The sequence below is a fragment of the Streptomyces sp. NPDC090798 genome (assembly GCF_044768965.1).
In the GTDB taxonomy this organism is placed as follows: Bacteria; Actinomycetota; Actinomycetes; order Streptomycetales; family Streptomycetaceae; genus Streptomyces.
Map to the genome: position 1 here is coordinate 17,969 of NZ_JBIVXA010000006.1, position 15,498 is coordinate 33,466.

12 protein-coding genes are annotated in these 15,498 nt (G+C 70.2%); 7 read left to right on the forward strand and 5 right to left on the reverse strand.

Annotation, left to right across the window (positions count from 1 at the left end):
* Positions 1 to 226: 226 nt before the first annotated feature.
* The 4 genes from ACIQTP_RS14780 to ACIQTP_RS14795 all read left to right on the forward strand — a co-directional run bounded on the left by ACIQTP_RS14780 (position 227) and on the right by ACIQTP_RS14795 (position 6,838).
* Positions 227 to 1,705 (forward strand): ABC transporter permease, encoded by a 1,479-nt coding sequence (locus ACIQTP_RS14780; protein ID WP_403399882.1) that lies wholly within the window; start codon positions 227 to 229, stop codon positions 1,703 to 1,705.
* Positions 1,706 to 1,785: 80 nt separating this feature from the next.
* Entirely contained in the window at positions 1,786 to 2,469 is a 684-nt protein-coding gene (locus ACIQTP_RS14785; RefSeq protein WP_403399884.1) for an ABC transporter ATP-binding protein, read from the forward strand.
* Positions 2,470 to 2,673: 204 nt separating this feature from the next.
* Positions 2,674 to 5,976, forward strand: a complete 3,303-nt coding sequence (locus ACIQTP_RS14790; protein WP_403399886.1) for a S8 family peptidase — start codon at positions 2,674 to 2,676, stop codon at positions 5,974 to 5,976.
* A 91-nt stretch (positions 5,977 to 6,067) separates the two neighbouring features.
* On the forward strand, positions 6,068 to 6,838 hold the full coding sequence (locus ACIQTP_RS14795; protein ID WP_403399888.1) for a group II truncated hemoglobin: 771 nt from the start codon (positions 6,068 to 6,070) through the stop codon (positions 6,836 to 6,838).
* 368 nt (positions 6,839 to 7,206) lie between these two features.
* On the opposite strand, the gene ACIQTP_RS14800 is transcribed toward ACIQTP_RS14795, so the two are convergent.
* Positions 7,207 to 8,097, reverse strand: a complete 891-nt coding sequence (locus ACIQTP_RS14800) for a helix-turn-helix domain-containing protein (RefSeq protein WP_403399889.1) — start codon at positions 8,095 to 8,097, stop codon at positions 7,207 to 7,209.
* Between the two features lie 174 nt (positions 8,098 to 8,271).
* Between ACIQTP_RS14800 and ACIQTP_RS14805 the strand changes: the two genes are divergently transcribed.
* A complete protein-coding gene (locus ACIQTP_RS14805) occupies positions 8,272 to 9,312 on the forward strand; it encodes an NAD(P)-dependent alcohol dehydrogenase (RefSeq protein WP_054234752.1) in 1,041 nt (346 codons plus the stop codon).
* A 94-nt stretch (positions 9,313 to 9,406) separates the two neighbouring features.
* Here ACIQTP_RS14805 and ACIQTP_RS14810 read toward each other — a convergent pair whose 3' ends face one another.
* The 3 genes from ACIQTP_RS14810 to ACIQTP_RS14820 are packed head-to-tail and all read right to left on the reverse strand — an operon-like array spanning position 9,407 to position 12,605.
* Complete coding sequence (locus tag ACIQTP_RS14810; protein WP_403399892.1) at positions 9,407 to 10,510, reverse strand: FecCD family ABC transporter permease; 1,104 nt, start codon at positions 10,508 to 10,510, stop codon at positions 9,407 to 9,409.
* A complete protein-coding gene (locus tag ACIQTP_RS14815) occupies positions 10,507 to 11,493 on the reverse strand; it encodes a FecCD family ABC transporter permease (RefSeq protein WP_403400441.1) in 987 nt (328 codons plus the stop codon). The genes ACIQTP_RS14810 and ACIQTP_RS14815 overlap by 4 nt, the downstream gene beginning before the upstream one ends.
* 44 nt (positions 11,494 to 11,537) lie before the next feature.
* Entirely contained in the window at positions 11,538 to 12,605 is a 1,068-nt protein-coding gene (locus ACIQTP_RS14820; RefSeq protein WP_403399894.1) for an iron-siderophore ABC transporter substrate-binding protein, read from the reverse strand.
* A gap of 131 nt (positions 12,606 to 12,736) precedes the next feature.
* Between ACIQTP_RS14820 and ACIQTP_RS14825 the strand changes: the two genes are divergently transcribed.
* Entirely contained in the window at positions 12,737 to 14,374 is a 1,638-nt protein-coding gene (locus ACIQTP_RS14825; RefSeq protein ID WP_402035153.1) for a multicopper oxidase family protein, read from the forward strand.
* A 22-nt stretch (positions 14,375 to 14,396) separates the two neighbouring features.
* On the opposite strand, the gene ACIQTP_RS14830 is transcribed toward ACIQTP_RS14825, so the two are convergent.
* Positions 14,397 to 14,633 carry a DUF6368 family protein gene (locus tag ACIQTP_RS14830; RefSeq protein WP_403399897.1) on the reverse strand — a complete coding sequence of 79 codons (237 nt, stop codon included), beginning with the start codon at positions 14,631 to 14,633 and terminating at the stop codon, positions 14,397 to 14,399.
* Positions 14,634 to 14,835: 202 nt separating this feature from the next.
* Here ACIQTP_RS14830 and ACIQTP_RS14835 point away from each other — a divergent pair, with 202 nt between their 5' ends.
* On the forward strand, positions 14,836 to 15,366 hold the full coding sequence (locus ACIQTP_RS14835) for a hypothetical protein (RefSeq protein ID WP_403399898.1): 531 nt from the start codon (positions 14,836 to 14,838) through the stop codon (positions 15,364 to 15,366).
* Positions 15,367 to 15,498: the final 132 nt, after the last annotated feature.

The following is a 15,498-nucleotide window of genomic DNA, read 5'->3' on the forward strand; positions in this document are numbered from 1 at the left end:
AATTGATGGTTGCGGTCTTTGTCGCTCGAACGTGACGGCTCGTTCGAACGTGACAGCCGCTCAATACGACGGCCCGCACCCCACCAGGGGTGCGGGCCGTCGGCCTTGGCGGGTGCACAGGATTCCTCGGCGGCCCACAGGTGAACTTCCGGGCCGCCACAGCCTTCTCATCCTTCTCTTATGCAGGGCTTATCGCGCCATCACGCGCCGTACCTAGTTTTCCGCCATGTTCTTCACCTACCTGAGGCGCGAACTGCGCCGCCGCAGGAAGGCGGCGCTCGTCGTCGCCTCCGGACTCGCCCTGGGCATCGCCCTGGTCATCGTGGTCAGTTCCGTGTCGTCCGGCATGGAGAAGGCGCAGGGCAAGGTCCTCCAGTCGCTGTACGGACTGGGTACGGACATGACCGTCACCAAGGCGGCGGCGCCGGCGACGAGCACCAGCCAGCGTCCGCGCTTCAACTTCGACGCGAACGACAACGGCTCCACCAAGGAGCAGAGCAGCGACCGCGTCATGGTGCAGGGCTTCCAGACCCTGGCCGCCTCCACGGTCACCAAGGTCGACTCCCAGAAGGGCGTCGCGGACTCCGTCGGCGGGCTGAGCCTCCAGGTCATCAGGATCAACGGCCAGTTCACGCGGGGTCAGTTCCAGCAGAACCAGAACAGTGGCACCGGCCAGGGGGGCGGGCGTCCGAACGGCCAGCAGTCCCCGCAGGGCCGTGTCGAGGGCGGCGGCGCCAACTTCGACGTCAACAACTACTCGGTGTACGGCACCGACGTCACCAAGCCCGCCCTCGGCCCGCTGACCTCCTCGAAGATCACCAGCGGCCGTACGTTCAAGACGTCCGAGACCGATACCAAGGTAGTCGTCGCCGACGTCTCGTACGCCAAGGAGAAGAAGCTCAAGGTCGGCTCCACCGTCACCATAAAGAGCGTCAAGTACAAGGTCATCGGCATCGCCACGCCCGACAGCGGTGACGCGGCGGCCAACCTCTACATCCCGCTCAAGCAGGCGCAGACGCTCAGCGGCTCCAAGGACAAGGTCACCACGATCTACGTCAAGGCGTCGGACTCGCAGCAGATCTCCAGCGTGAAGAGCACCATCCAGAAGAACATCTCGGGGACGACGGTCACCACCTCCGCCGACCTCGCGTCCACCGTCTCCGGCTCCCTCTCCACGGCCTCCAGCCTCGCCTCCAACGTCGGCAAGTGGCTGTCCATCGCGGTGCTCGTGGCCGCGTTCCTGGTCGCCGGTCTGCTCACCTCCTCCGCCGTCTCCCGGCGCGTGCGCGAGTTCGGCACCCTCAAGGCGCTCGGCTGGAAGTCGGGCCGGGTGACCCGGCAGGTCGTCGGCGAGGCCATGGTCAACGGTCTGGTCGGCGGTGCCCTCGGTATCGCGATCGGCCTCGCGGGCGCCTACGTCGTCACCGAGATCAGCCCCACCCTGCAGGCGCAGGTGGGCCGTTCGGGCGGCGGCGGAGGCCAGGGCGGCCCCGGCGGCGGCTTCGGCGGTGGTGGCGGCTTCGGCGGCGGTGGCCGGCAGGCCGCGACCAAGGCCCTCGATGTCGCGCTCACCGCACCCGTCAGCCTCAGCACCATCGTCGGCGCGGTGGCCCTCGCCGTCACCGGCGGTCTGATCGCCGGCGCCTTCGGCGGCTGGCGCGCCTCCCGGCTCCGTCCCGCGGACGCCCTGCGCCGCGTCGAATAGGCCTCAGCAGCCCCCTCAGGGGGTGCCCGAAACCGCCCGCTGTACGGGGCACCCCCTTCACGTCATCCAGGAGTTGCACCATGTACGAACTCAGAGGCGTCACCAAGCGCTATACCCGGGGCAAGGAGACGGTCGACGCGCTCGCCGGGGTCGACCTGACCATCGCGGACGGCGACCGGCTCGTCATCCAGGGCCCCACCGGTGGCGGAAAATCCACCCTTCTCCAGATGCTCGGCGGTCTCGACCGGCCCACCGCGGGCAGCGTCGAACTCGACGGCACGGACATGGCCAAACTGTCCGAGGCGAAGCTCACCAAAGTGCGCAGCGAGAACATCGGATTCGTCTTTCAGAGCTTCAACCTGATTCCCACGCTCACCGCCCAGGAAAACGTGGAGACTGCCCTCGTACCTCTCGGTGTGAAGGCGAAGGAACGGCGGCAACGGGCCGCCGACGCACTGGAGTCGGTGGGCCTCGCCGAGCGGCTCGGACATCTGCCCGCCGAGCTCTCCGGTGGCCAGCAGCAGCGTGTCGCCATCGCCCGTGCCCTGGTCAAGCAGCCGAAGGTGCTGCTCGCCGACGAGCCCACCGGCAACCTCGACGAGTCCATGCGCGACGAGATCATGGAGGTGCTCGAAGCCATGTGGAAGGAGCACGGGCTCACTTTCATCATGGTCACGCACGATTCCTCGATCGCGAAGAGGGCACCGCGCCTCGCGACGATTCGCAAGGGGAAGATCTCCGTCAAGGAAAACGCGGGTGCTTAAAGAAGTGCAAAAGGAGCGTGCGGGGGCTTAGCGGAACAACTCCGTCAACTCTTCACCCTCGCCCCGCTATTGAGGGGGCGATCACCCCCCGGGCATACTTGCGTATTCCGGGGGGTGTACGTGCACGCGTACGAGGCTTCCCCCGACCGGATGAACGGGGATTTCGTCCGGACCTGATCTCCAGGGGGAGACTTGCGCAGACAAGTGAAAAGAGCGTGCGCCGCGACCATCGCCATGGCGGCGTCCGTGGCGCTGGCGGCGGGAATGACCAGCCCGGCGTCGGCGCGGGCGGAGCAGCGCACGGCGGGGGTGTTCGCGGCCGGGAAAGCGGCCGGGATCACGGCCAAGCACCGCATCACCCTGATCACCGGTGACCGGGTGGTCGTCGACGCCAAGGGGCGCGTCGTCGGCTTCGAGCGGGCCAAGGGCCGCGAGCACGTCCCCGTGCAGATCCGCAAGGCCGACGGCCACACCCTGGTGGTGCCGGCCGACGCCCAGGCGCTCATAGCCGGCGGCAAGCTCGACCGGCGGCTCTTCGACGTCACCGAGCTCAACAAGGCGGCGGTCCGCAAGTCCCAGCAGCGGGGCCTGAAGGTGATCGTCGGCTACCGGGGAGCCGCGGCGGCCGCCAAGGCCGACGTCCGTGAGGCCGGCACGCTCCGCAGGAGTCTGAAGGCCCTGAACGCGGACGCGGTGCAGACGCCGCAGCGGGACGCGGCCGAGCTGTGGTCCGCGGTCACCGACGACGGCCGGACGGCCTCCGGCATCGCGCACGTCTGGCTGGACGGCGTCCGCAAGGCGAGCCTCGACAAGTCCGTGCCGCAGATCGGCGCCCCCACGGCGTGGGCGGCCGGATACGACGGCAAGGGCGTCAAGATCGCCGTCCTGGACACCGGTGTCGACGCGAGTCACCCGGACCTCAAGACCCAGGTGATCGAGTCCAAGAACTTCTCCACCGCCGCCGACGCCACCGACCACTTCGGCCACGGCACCCATGTCGCGTCCATCGCGGCGGGTACCGGCGCCAAGTCGGGCGGCAAGTACAAGGGTGTCGCGCCCGGGGCGAAGATCCTCAACGGCAAGGTCCTCGACGACACCGGCAGCGGCGACGACTCGAACATCCTCGCGGGCATGGAGTGGGCGGCCGAGCAGGGCGCCGACATCGTGAACCTGAGCCTGGGCGGCCAGGACACCCCCGACATCGACCCGTTGGAGGCCGAGGTCAACAAGCTCTCGGCCGAGAAGGGCATCCTCTTCGCGATCGCGGCGGGCAACGAGGGCCCCGAGTCGATCGGCTCGCCCGGCAGCGCGGACGCCGCGCTCACCGTCGGCGCCGTCGACGACAACGACAAGCTGGCGGACTTCTCCAGCACCGGCCCGCGCGTCGGCGACAGCGCCATCAAGCCGGACGTCACCGCGCCCGGCGTGGACATCACGGCCGCCGCGGCTCCGGGCAGCCTCATCGACCAGGAGGTCGGCGAGAAGCCCGCGGGCTACCTGACCATTTCCGGTACGTCGATGGCGACCCCGCATGTCGCGGGCGCCGCGGCCATCCTCAAGCAGGAACACCCGGACTGGACGTACACCGAGCTCAAGGGTGCGCTGACGGGCTCCGCGAAGGGCGGCAAGTACACGCCGTTCCAGCAGGGTTCGGGCCGGATCGCCGTCGACAAGGCGATCAAGCAGACCGTGATCGCCGACCCGTCGTCGGTGAGCTTCGGCGTCGCGCAGTGGCCGCACACCGACGACACGGCGACGACCAAGCAGCTGACGTACCGCAACCTCGGTACGAAGGACGTCACCCTGACCCTGGCGATCTCCGCGACCAACCCCAAGGGCCAGGCGGCTCCGGCGGGCTTCTTCGCGCTCGGCGCCAAGACGGTCACCGTCCCGGCGGGTGGCAAGGCCTCCGTCGACGTCACCACGAACACGAAGCTCGGCGGCACCCTCGACGGCGCGTACTCGGCGTACGTGACGGCGAGCGGCGGCGGACAGTCCGTGCGCACGGCCGCCGCGGTCGAGCGCGAGGCGGAGTCGTACGACGTCACCTTCAAGTACGTCAACCGTGCCGGTGAGACGCCCACGCACCTCACCGACCTGGAGGGCTACTCCGGCCTCGGTGAGGCCCGGGACTACACGTCGCAGAGCACGGCCGACACCGCGACCCTGCGCGTTCCCAAGGGCAAGTACGTGCTCAACTCCCTCTTCGTGAAGGACCTGGTCGAGGCGAAGGGCGGGGTCGACTGGCTGATCCAGCCCCGGCTGAGCGTCACCAAGAACACCACGGTGACCCTCGACGCCCGCACCGCCAAGGGCGCCGACATCACGGTGCCGGACGCGGGGGCGAAGCCGCTGTCGGCACTCGTCAACTACTTCGACGACGCCACCGGCCTCGGTACCGGCATCGGCCTGGCCTCTTTCCAGGACGTGCGCGTGGCGCACGTCGGCCCGGCGGTCTCCTCCGGCCTCTTCCAGAGCTGGTCCGGACAGTGGACCAAGGGCGCGGGCACCGAGTACGACACCGTCACCGGTACCAGGACCACCAAGCTCCAGGGCGCGCACGTCAAGCACTACAAGGCGAGCGAGCTGGCCAAGGTGAAGGCGAACCTCGGGGCCGCGGCCTCCGGCAAGACGGGCGCGGTCACCGCGTACGGCTTCCTGCCCGACGACGACAGCATGAGCGTCGGGGTCAGCCAGAAGCTGCCGGCCTCGCGCGCGCTGTACGTGTCGACCGGCGAGAAGGTCCAGTGGGCGTTCGACTTCGAGCAGGACGCCGGCGTCGACGCCACCGGGACCCCGATCATCGAGGCCTACTACACGGACGACTACCCGCAGATCCTCAAGGCGGGCAAGAGCTACACGAGGACGTACAACACGGCCGTCTTCGGCCCGAAGATCAACGCGGACTACGGCGTCTTCCGGGACGGCAACGGCATCTCGGGCTACCTGCCGCTGTTCGCCGACGGGGGCGGTCACCCCGGCTCCTCGCTGTACACGTCCGTGACGACGACGCTGTACCGCAACGGCGCGAAGGTCGCCTCGAACGACGACCCGCTCATCGGGACGAAGGAGTTCAAGGTCCCGGCCGCCGAGGCCACCTACAAGCTCACGACCTCGGTCAAGCGCACCGTGAAGATCGCCGCGGCCTCCACGCGGATCGACGCGAGCTGGACCTTCAAGTCCAAGAAGGCCGACTTCGCGAAGCTGCCCACCTCCACGGTCCGCTTCAACGCCACCACCGGCCTCGACAGCCGTGTCGCGGCCGGCAAGGCGGTCACGATCCCGGTCTCCGTGCAGGGCTCGGCCGCGGGCAAGAACCTCAAGTCGCTGTACGTGTACGTCTCGTACGACTACGGCCAGACCTGGAAGATGCTCAAGGTCAAGAACGGCAAGATCACCGTCAAGAACCCGGCGAGGGGGAAGGGCATCTCCTTCCACGCGAAGATCACCGACAAGCAGGGCAACAAGTCGACGGTATCGATCTACAACGCGTACTACGGAAAGTGATCCCGTAGCGCGGCCACGTGAAGTGTGCCGATAGCGAACGGCCCGTCGGAAGAGCAGCTTCCGACGGGCCGTCCGTGTTTCCGTGGGCCCCATGACCACCCAGACCGTGGAGTACATCCGGTACCGCATTCCCGAGGAGAAGTCCGCGGAGTTCCTGGCCGCCTACACCCGGGCGGCGGCCCAGCTCGCCGCGTCCCCGAGTTGCGTGGACTACGAGCTGGCGCGCTGTGAGGAGGACTTCGAGCACTTCGTCCTGCGCATCACCTGGACCTCGACCGAGGACCACGTCGAGGGCTTCCGGAAGTCGGAGCTGTTCCCCGGCTTCCTCGCCGAGATCCAGCCCTACATCCCCTACATCGAGGAGATGCGCCACTACACGCCGACGACGGTACGGGGCGTGGGCGCGTCGGTTCCCACCCTCTACGCCTGGGCCGGGGGCGCCGAGGCCATCGGCCGCCTCACCGAGGTCTTCTACGACAAGGTCCTCAAGGACGACGTCCTCGCACCGGTCTTCTCCGGCCTCGCCCCCGAACACGCCGCCCACGTCGCCCTCTGGCTCGGCGAGGTCTTCGGCGGGCCCACCGCCTACTCCGAGACCCAGGGCGGCCACGGGCACATGGTCGCCAAGCATCTCGGCAAGAACATCACGGAGGTGCAGCGGCGTCGGTGGGTCAACCTGCTCCAGGACGCGGCGGACGACGCGGGTCTGCCCACGGACGCCGAGTTCCGCTCCGCCTTCCTCGCCTACGCCGAGTGGGGCACACGGCTGGCCGTCCACTTCTCCGCGCCCGACGCGACCCTTCCGGGGGATCAACCGGTACCGAGGTGGACGTGGGGGGCGGCCCCGCCGTACCAGCCCTGACCCCGACGTCCCTCGCCCCCGCCGCCCCTACCCGTCCCATCCCCGGGGGCTCCGCCCCCAGACCCCCGGGGCGGACTCTGGCTGCGGGCGGGTGGGGGCGGCGCGCGCAGTTCCCCGCGCCCCTGAGACACGGGGCTGCGCCCCGGTCCCCATCGGCCAAAAGACAACGGGTGAGCGGGGGACCCGGGGCGAAGCCCCGCAGCAGGGGCGCGGGGCGCTGCGCGCTCAGCCCCCGCGGAGCCGCAGTCGAGGGATTTCGGGTGGGCGGGGGATCCGGGGCGGAGCGCCGGTGTCAGGGGCGCGGGGAAGTGTGCGCGCACGTCCCACTTACCCGTACGCGCGGTCTAAGGCCGGTCGGGGCTCGGGTCCTACGAGGGCGTCGTCGCGCCCGCGCGGGTCGCGTCCGTGCCCCAGCTGGCCAGCAACCGCAGCGCCTCCGCCGAGGCGGACCCCGGCTCCGCGTGGTAGGTGACCAGCGACTGCTCGCTGTCGTCGGGCAGCCGGAACGACTCGTACTGGAGGGAGAGATCACCCACCAGCGGATGCCGGATCCGCTTCACCCCGTGGCTCTTCTCCTTGACGTCGTGCGTGGCCCACAGCCGCCGGAAGTCCTCGCTCTTCACGGACAGCTCCCCGACCAGCGTCGACAGCCGCGGATCGTCGGGGTGACAGCCCGCGTCCATGCGCAGCATGCAGACGATGTCGATCGCCTTCTGCTCCCAGTCCACGTACAGGTCGCGGTACTCGGGCTTCAGGAACACCAGCCGCGCCCAGTTCCGCTCCTGCGGCGCCAGCTCCGACCAGTCACCGAACACGGCCGCCGCCATCCGGTTCCACACCAGGATGTCCGTACGCCGCCCACCGACGTACGCGGGGATGCCGTCCATCGAGTCCAGCAGCTGCCGCAGCGCCCCCCGAACCTGCTGCGGCCGCGCCGGCTGCTTCTTCTTGTGCGCCTTGGGCTTCGCGAGGTGCGTGAGATGCGCGTGCTCGGCGTCCGTCAGCCGCAGGGCGCGGGCGATCGCGTCGAGTACCTCCGCCGACACGTTCCGTCCGTTGCCCTGTTCCAGGCGCGTGTAGTACGCCACGGACACCCCGGCCAGCTGCGCCAGCTCCTCGCGCCGCAGCCCGGGCACCCGGCGGTGCCGGCCGAAGTCGGGCAGCCCCACGTCCTCCGGCTTCAGCCGGGCCCGGCGGGTGCGCAGAAACTCACTGAGCTCGGCTCGCCGGTCCAGGGGTGGGGAGGGCTGTTCGTCCATACGTCCAGTATTCACGGTCGTACGCCGGTGATCCTGACCCCGCCAGTAGTAGGACCAGCGGACGTACGCAAAGCCGTGACCTGGGTGAAGGCTCTCCCGTGGGGCAGGCTGTACAGCGTGCCCGGCCGAAGGCAGCCGGGCACAGGACATACCACTCCTTAGGAGAACCCCGGCATGACCACTGTTGCTGCGTACGCCGCCCCCGCCGCCAAGGCTCCGCTGGAGCGCACCACCATCGAGCGCCGCCCGGTCGGTGAGTTCGACGTCCTGATCGACATCAAGTTCGCCGGTATCTGCCACTCGGACATCCACCAGGCCCGGGAGGGCTGGGGAGAGGCGATCTTCCCGATGGTGCCGGGTCACGAGATCGCCGGCATCGTCTCCGAGGTGGGCTCCGGCGTCACCAAGTTCAAGGTCGGCGACCGCGTGGGCGTCGGCTGTCTCGTCGACTCCTGCCGCGAGTGCGACAACTGCAAGGCCGGCCTGGAGCAGTACTGCACCGGAGGCGGCGTCGGCACCTACAACGCCCTCGACAAGAACGGCGAGCCGACCTACGGCGGCTACTCCGAGAAGATCGTCGTCGACGAGAACTACACCGTCCGTATCCCCGACGGCATCTCCCTCGACGTGGCCGCGCCGCTGCTCTGCGCCGGCATCACCACGTACTCCCCGCTCAAGCACTGGAACGCCGGCCCCGGCAAGAAGGTCGCGATCCTCGGCATGGGCGGCCTCGGCCACATGGGCGTCAAGATCGCGGACGCGCTCGGTGCCGAGGTGACCGTCCTGTCGCAGTCCCTGCGCAAGAAGGACGACGGGCTGAAGCTGGGCGCCGACCACTACTACGCCACCAGCGACCCGAAGACCTTCGAGGAGCTGCGCGGCACCTTCGACCTGATCCTGTCGACCGTGTCCGCCCCGCTGGACCTGGACGCCTACCTGTCGCTGCTGAAGACGGACGGCGCCTTCGTGAACGTGGGCGCCCCGGAGGAGCCCGTCAAGCTCAACCTCTTCTCCGTGATCGGCGGCCGCAAGACCCTCGCCGGTTCCGGCATCGGCGGTATCCAGGAGACCCAGGAGATGCTGGACTTCTGCGCCGAGCACGGCTTCGGCGCCGAGATCGAGCTGATCAGCGCGTCCGAGATCAACGACGCCTACGAGCGGGTGCTGGCGAGCGACGTCCGCTACCGCTTCGTGATCGACACCGCCACCATCTAGTCGCGGACGGAGTTCAACGGAGTTCAGAGGGCGCCGACCGGTCGTACGACCGGTCGGCGCCCTCGGTGTTTCCACCGCACGTACAGCGAGCCCGTCAGCGGCGGCCCGACCTGCCCAGCAGCCAGAGCAGATACGGGCCGCCCACCAAGGACGTGAGCGCCCCGACCGGGATCTCGAGCGGCGGCATCAGCGTGCGGGCCACCAGGTCGGCGCCGACCACGATCAGCGCGCCCGTCAGGGCGGAAGCGGCGAGGGGGAGTTGCGGGGTGCGCGTGAGGCGGCGGGCCAGTTGGGGGCCGGTGAGAGCGACGAAGCCGACCGGGCCGGCCGCGCCGGTCGCGACCGCGGCGAGCACCACCCCCAGCACGGTCAGGCCGAGCTGGGTGCGCCGCACGCGGACGCCGAGCGCGGCGGCCGTGTCGGCGTCAAGCCCGAGGGTGCGCAGAGCGCGGCTCGCCCACACCAGGGCGGGCAGCGAGAGGAGGAGGACCCGGGCGAGGGGGCCCGCCTGCTCCCAGCCGCGCCCGTTCAGACTGCCCGTCAGCCACAGCTTGACCTGCTCGGCGGCGGCCAGTTCGCTGTCGGTGAGGTAGAGCTGGACGACGGCGGAGAGGGCGACGCCGATGCCCACCCCCGTCAGGACGAACCGGCTCGGCCGCATTCCGTGCCGCCAGGCCAGTACGTACACCACGGCGGCGGCCGCGAGACCGCCGGTGACGGCGACGGCCGGCAGCGCGCCGGGGGAGGCGACGGTTCCGGTGGCCAGCGCCAGTACGGTCGCGGCGGCGGCACCGTGCCCGACGCCGATGACGTCCGGGCTGGCCAGCGGGTTGCGCGTCACGGTCTGTACGAGCGCCCCGGAGAGCCCGAGCGCCGCCCCGACCAGCGTGCCGAGCACGATCCGCGGGACCCGCAGTTCGCCGACGACCAGGTCGTAGGGGCCGCCGTGGCCGCGCAGCACCCGCCAGACCTCGCCCGGCGGCACGTATGTCTGCCCGGCGCACGCCGCGAGCAGCATGACGCCCGCGAGGAGCAGGAGGAGGACGGTGACGACGGCCGCGGCGCGCCGGTGCAGGAGGAGGGAGAGGTGCCGGTGGCGGACTACGCGGAGCCCGGCCGAGTGCGGGTACGTGGCGCGGCGCTCGGTGGGCGTCGCGGATGCGGCGGGGGTTGTCGGGGTCGTGGGGGCTGTGGTCACGAGGCCATGCCCTTCCGCCGTACGAGTACGACCAGGACCGGCACGCCGACCAGCGCGGTCATCACTCCGGCCGGCACTTCCGCCGGGGCGCGTACGACCCGGCCCGCCACGTCCGCGGCGAGCAGCAGGGCGGCGCCGAGGAGTGCGGAGAGGGGGAGCGTCCAGCGGTGGCCGCCACTGACCAGTCGGCGGGCGAGGTGGGGGACGGCGAGGCCGATGAAGGCGATGGGGCCCGCGGCGGCGACCGCGGCCGCGGTGAGCACGGTCGCGCCGAGCGCCGCACAGCCCCGTACGAGCGTGACCCGGTGGCCGAGCGCCCGTGCGGTGTCGTCGCCGAGCGCGAGCGCGTCCAGGCCGCGGGCGCAGGCCAGCACGAGCAGCGCACCGGCTGCGAGGAAGGGCAGCATGCGCCCCACCGTTTCCGCGTCGCGCCCGCTGAGCGCGCCCACCTGCCAGAACCGGAACTGGTCCAGCGTGGCCGAACTCGACGTGAGGACCACCGTCGTGGCTCCCGCCGTCATCGCCGACAGCGCGGTTCCGGCGAGCGCCAGTTTCACCGGGGAGGCGCCGCCGCGTCCGCGCGAGGCGATGGCGTACACGACGCAGGCGGCGAGGACCGCGCCGGTGAAGGCGTACCAGACGTACCCGTCGAAGCCGTTCGCCCAGCCGAGCGCGATGGCGAACACGACACCGGCCGCCGCGCCCTGACTGAGCCCGAGGATGCCGGGGTCGGCGAGCGGATTGCGGGTGACCGCCTGGAGCGCCGCCCCCGCGAGTCCGAGGGCGGCACCGGCGGTGAGTCCGATCGCGGTCCGCGGCACCCTCAGCGACCGTACGACCAGCGCGTCCGGTGAACTCCCGCCGTGCGCCAGCGCGTCGAGGACGGCGGACAGCGGGACGGGGCGGGTGCCGACGGCGAGGCTGAGGGCGACGGCGGTGACGGCGAGGAGAAGGGCCACGCCCAGCCGGCTCGCACGCCGCACGCCTGCCGGGGCGGACGTGCGGCGTGCGACAGACGTAGGACCGGTCACTTGCCGAGGGTGTCCGCGAGCTGTCGAACGACGAGCCGGGCGGCGGTGGGGCCGGCGTTGAGGTACCAGGGGTCGTCGTCGACCTTCACCGCGTGCCCGGCCTTGACCGCCTTCATCGACTTCCACAGGGGCCCGGCGAGCACGCTGCCCGCGTCGGTCTTGGAGGCGTCGCCCTGCACCGAGTAGAAGATCCAGTCCCCGTCCGCGACATCGATGCTCTCCGCCCCGATGTCCTGCGAAATCGCCTTGAACCGCTGCGACTTGGGCCGGGAGAGCCCCATGTCGACGGCGATGGAGCCGGTGAACGACGACACTCCGAACATCCGGGTCCGGTCCGGTGTGAACCGCACCATGGACACGGCGGGATCGCCGAGCCGCTTCCCCCGCGTGGCGGCGTCGCTCACGATGCCGTCGAGCAGTTCCCGCGCCTTGTCGCCCTTGCCGACCGCGTCACCGACGAGGAGCAGATCCCGCTTCCAGTTGATGCCGTTGCCGGCCGTGACGACGGTGGGCGCGATCTTCGTCAGCTTCGGGTAGAGGTCGCCGAGCGAGTCGTTGATCAGGATCAGATCGGGCTTGGCGGCGGCGAGCGTCTCCAGGTTGGGCGCGTTGCGGGTCCCCGCGTCGGTCATGGCCGACAGCTGCTTCTTGTACGTGGGGAAGGCGTCGCTCAGATAGTCCGGCGCCAGCCCGGCGTTGTCCGCGCGGGTCGTCACGGTCGGCACGATGCCGAGGGTCAGCAGGTCGTCCAGCTGTCCGGTGCTGAGCGCGGCGATCTTCTTGGGCGCGCTCTTGATCTCCGTCTTGCCCTCGAAGTGCCCGACGGTCCGGGGGAATTCTCCGTCCTTGACGCTGCCCGCGCCCATCCCGGCGGCGACGGCGCTGGGGGCGACGGAGGGGCCTTCGGAGGCTCCGCTCACGAGATTGCGGTCGCCGCTGGAGGTGTTCTTGCTCTGCGAGGAGCCGTTGTTCCCGTCCCCGCTCCCGCTCCCGGACGAACATCCGGTCAGCAGGCCGCCGACGATGGCAACGGCCAGGACGGCCTTCGACCCCAAGGTGCGCACGAGTACTCCGATCAATGGATAAGGCAAGCCTAACCTTAGCCCCCGTTTCGGGGTGACGGGGTCTGCTCCAAATGGGGACACGCCGTGCCGGGTTCGGGGACATATCAGCGTAAAACGTGTGTTATTCATTCATGCACACACCTACGCGGCGCACCGTGCTCGGTGCCTCGATCGCGGCCGCCGGCTCGGGACTCCTGGCCGGCTGCTCCGGGTCCGACTCCTCCTCCGGGCCCGGCTCGCACCCCGGGCCCGGCGAGCACCAGGGGAGCGGAGTCGGTCACGGCGGCAGGCCCTTCATCCCCAGGGGACCCAAGGGGTACGTGAACCCGTCCGATCCCGAGGTCCTCGCCGTCGAGAGGAAACGCGGGGGCGGCCCCGTTCGCTCGTTCAAGCTCACGGCCGCCGAGACCACCCTCGACCTGGGTGGACGGACCGTCAGATCATGGGCGTACGGCGACTCGCTGCCCGGCAGGGAGGTGCGGATCAAGTCGGGCGACATCCTCGATCTCAACCTGGCCAACCATCTGCCGGTGTCCACGACGCTGCACTCGCACGGTGTCCGCATGCGCTGCGACATGGACGGAGTGCCGGGTCTGACCCAGCACCCCATCAGGCCCGGCGACGACTTCAACTACCGCTTCGCCGTGACGCACCCGGGCACGTACTGGCTGCACTCGCACTCGGGGCTGCAGCTCGACCGCGGCCTGTACGCCCCGCTGATCGTCGAGGACCCCAGGGAGCCGTTGTCCTACGACAAGGAGTGGGTCGTCATCCTGGACGACTGGGTGGACGGCGTGGCCGGCTCCACCCCCGACGGTGTGCTCGCACAGCTGCTCGACGGCAAGGGCATGGCGACGGGCATGGGCATGGGCGAGGACGACGAACCCGGGGGCAAGGCCCATGACAAGGCCGCCCACGAGAAGCCCCACGGCCCCTCCCGCGTCCTGCACAACTCCCGCAGCCGCATCCTGCACAGCGAGGGAGGCAGCGTCGACTACCCGTTCTACCTGGTCAACGGCCGTCTCCCGAAGGCTCCTTCGGTCTTCCGGGCCCGCAAGGGTGACCGCATCCGGCTGCGGATCATCAACGCCGGCGCCGAAACGGCCTTCCGGGTGGCGCTGGGCGGCCACGAGATGACGATCACGCACACGGACGGCTACCCCGTCGAGCACACGAGGACGGACGCGCTGCTGCTCGGCATGGCCGAACGCTACGACGTGCTGATCACCGCCAAGGACGGGGTGTTCCCGCTGGTCGCGCTCGCCGAGGGCAAGAACGCCAGAGCCCTGGCCGTCCTGCGCACCGGCAGTGGGGACAATCCCCGCCCCTCCGTGCACCCGGACGAACTCGACGGCAAGCTCGTCCCGGCCAGACGCCTCGTGCCGGACGACTCGGTGGCCCTCACCGACGACGAACCGGACCGCGAGCTGCGTATCAGGCTGACCGGCGGGATGAAGAAGTTCGACTGGGCCTTCGACCACCGGCCGTACTCCGTCGAGCAACGCCACCCGGTCAGCTACGGCGAACGGATCCGCCTGACCCTCATCAACGCCACCGACATGTGGCACCCCATGCACCTGCACGGCCACACCTTCGCCCTCACCGGCTTCGGCGTGGTCGGCGCCCGCAAGGACACCGCCCACGTAGTGCCGCACCACAAACTCGTCGTCGACTTCTACGCCGACAACCCGGGCCTGTGGATGCTCCACTGCCACAACCAGTACCACTCGGAGTCCGGCATGATGACGATCCTCGGCTACCGGAAGTGAGGCACCAGCCACCGAAGCGCTGTCACTTGACCATGGGAAAGCCGGGGTGCCTCAGCCAGGCGCCCAGGAACTCCCGGTCACCGACGTGGCTGTACGTGCCTCGGCGAGGTGCCCGAGCAGGAGGTGGTCCCCCCGCCCCGGGCCGTGGGCGAGCAGGAGCGGTCCGGCCGCGGGCGGGCGGTCGAGCCCCGGAAAGCGGCAGAGCGTCGAGCGCACCTCGCTCCTCCGTCCACCACAACCCTGCCGCGGGCCCGCCCACCGCATCCTCCGTACATCAGCCGCGGCGCTGCCTCCAGCGGCGCCGATGTCCTCATACCTGGCCGCGACGCCGTCGGTGACCTCATCGGCGGTAGGGGGTCGCGTACAGGCTGGTCGGCTCGGACATGGTTCGAGAGCGTAGCTTGGGACGGCCGGGACGACCGGTTCGGTGTTTCGGGCGGACACGCTGCGGGGGAGAGCGGATGAACGGCTGGGGTCGGCTCAGGGAAAGGGGCCGGGCAGGCCGTCCGGCGGTCATGGTCGTCGTTCTGGTGGCCGCGGGACTCGGGCTGACCTGGTTCGCGGGAACGCGTTTCGCCTATGCCACGGGCCTGGCCGGCACCCCGGGGCATCTCCGGGTCGAAGCTTGCGCCTGGGAACACGTCGGGGGCCACCGGTATCCGCACTGCGGTGGAATCTTCCGCTCCTCCGACGGCACCGTCGTGGACCCGAACGCCTCGATCGGCAAGAACCTGCCCGTCGGCGACACGGTCGCGTTGCAGCGGGTGGCCTCCGGCGGATACGAGCAGACGGGCACCGCGTCCTCGTTCGGGTGGCTGGCGATTTCCCTGCTCGGTCTGATGGTGCTGCTGCTGGGGATTCTGGTCGTCTGCGGCAAGGGCGGTGCGCGTCGAGTACCGCGCGGGCTGCTGGTGCTGCTCGGGGCGCTGGGTGCCCTGATGCTGCTCAGCGCGTTCATCGGCGGAGTGGCGGGGATGACCGAGGTGTTCTGAGGCCCGGTGCCGATGCAGAGGAATCGATGCACAGGAATCGATGCACAGGAGCGGAGTTCGTGGCGGGCTTCGCGCCGGAGGGGACGCGAACTCCCGGGCGGGTGCCACGCCCGCTCGGATCGGGGCGTGCTC

Bases quoted from the DNA above. Each gene is read 5' to 3' on its own strand.
- ACIQTP_RS14780 (WP_403399882.1), top strand. From the start codon at position 227: ATGTTCTTCACCTACCTGAGGCGCGAACTGCGCCGCCGCAGGAAGGCG.
- ACIQTP_RS14785 (WP_403399884.1), top strand. From the start codon at position 1,786: ATGTACGAACTCAGAGGCGTCACCAAGCGCTATACCCGGGGCAAGGAG.
- ACIQTP_RS14795 (WP_403399888.1), top strand. From the start codon at position 6,068: ATGACCACCCAGACCGTGGAGTACATCCGGTACCGCATTCCCGAGGAG.
- ACIQTP_RS14800 (WP_403399889.1), bottom strand. From the start codon at position 8,097: ATGGACGAACAGCCCTCCCCACCCCTGGACCGGCGAGCCGAGCTCAGT.
- ACIQTP_RS14805 (WP_054234752.1), top strand. From the start codon at position 8,272: ATGACCACTGTTGCTGCGTACGCCGCCCCCGCCGCCAAGGCTCCGCTG.
- ACIQTP_RS14825 (WP_402035153.1), top strand. From the start codon at position 12,737: ATGCACACACCTACGCGGCGCACCGTGCTCGGTGCCTCGATCGCGGCC.
- ACIQTP_RS14835 (WP_403399898.1), top strand. From the start codon at position 14,836: ATGAACGGCTGGGGTCGGCTCAGGGAAAGGGGCCGGGCAGGCCGTCCG.